Source organism: Peptoniphilus indolicus ATCC 29427 (assembly GCF_000227315.1).
GTDB lineage: Bacteria > Bacillota > Clostridia > Tissierellales > Peptoniphilaceae > Peptoniphilus > Peptoniphilus indolicus.
Genome location: NZ_JH165135.1, coordinates 1 through 928, shown reverse-complemented (window position 1 = coordinate 928; position 928 = coordinate 1). Strand labels below are relative to the sequence as shown.

1 protein-coding gene is annotated in these 928 nt (G+C 29.5%); it reads left to right on the top strand.

The genetic code is table 11. The features are described from left to right. The first annotated feature begins 40 nt into the window (after positions 1-40). On the top strand, positions 41-862 hold the full coding sequence (locus HMPREF9129_RS10340) for an AraC family transcriptional regulator (RefSeq protein ID WP_083827212.1): 822 nt from the start codon (positions 41-43) through the stop codon (positions 860-862). The last annotated feature ends 66 nt before the right edge of the window (positions 863-928 follow it).

Genomic DNA, 928 nt, shown 5'->3' with positions numbered 1-928 from the left:
TATAGAAAATGAAAATAACTGATATAGAAATACCTTTTATATAGAAGAAAATACTTGCTCTACAAAAAATAAAAATGAAGAACTAGCTCATTGGCACAATTCCATAGAAATAATAAAAGTTATAGAAGGTAAATTCATCTGTCAAGTCAACGGTAAAAACCTTGAGGCTCAAGCTGGTGATGTATGTGTGATAAATCGCAGAAAAATTCACCGAATATTAAACGATAACTCATTAAAAATTTGCAAAAAGAAAACTTTTATCTTCAACCCGGATATACTCTTTAAAGATGAAACTATGTACAAAAAATATATGTTGCCTATGCTCTCTGATAACGGCTTTTCTCACATGAGATTTAGCTATAAAAGTTCACTATCTAAAGAAATACTAAATCTCATAAATGAAATTGAAGACATTTACAATTCAAAACCACTTGGCTATGAAATGGAAATAACCTCAATTATGATTATGATACTGCGCAGACTATATATTGCATATCAAACATCAAACGAAACTATAAAGGACCGAGAAAATCCGAACATACAAATCCAACGTAAAATGTCTAGATTTATTTACGAAAACTTTGGTTCAAAAATCTCTCTTGATGATATTGCAAATTCCGGCTCAGTAAGTAAAAGTACTTGCATGAGAATTTTTAAAGAATACACCGGTAAATCACCTATAGAATTTTTAAATAGCTATAGATTGGAACGTAGCGCTCAAATGCTTGAAGAGACTTCCGCTCTTATAACAGAAATATCACTAGAATGTGGATTTTTTCAACAAAGCTATTATAATAAACTGTTTCTAAAAGAATACGGTTTAACTCCCAAAAAATATCGTAAACTCTTCCATAGTCTATAACTTTTTTAATTTAATATCTAATAAAAAATAGACTGATGCAAAATGGTCAAAAAGAAAACCGACTAC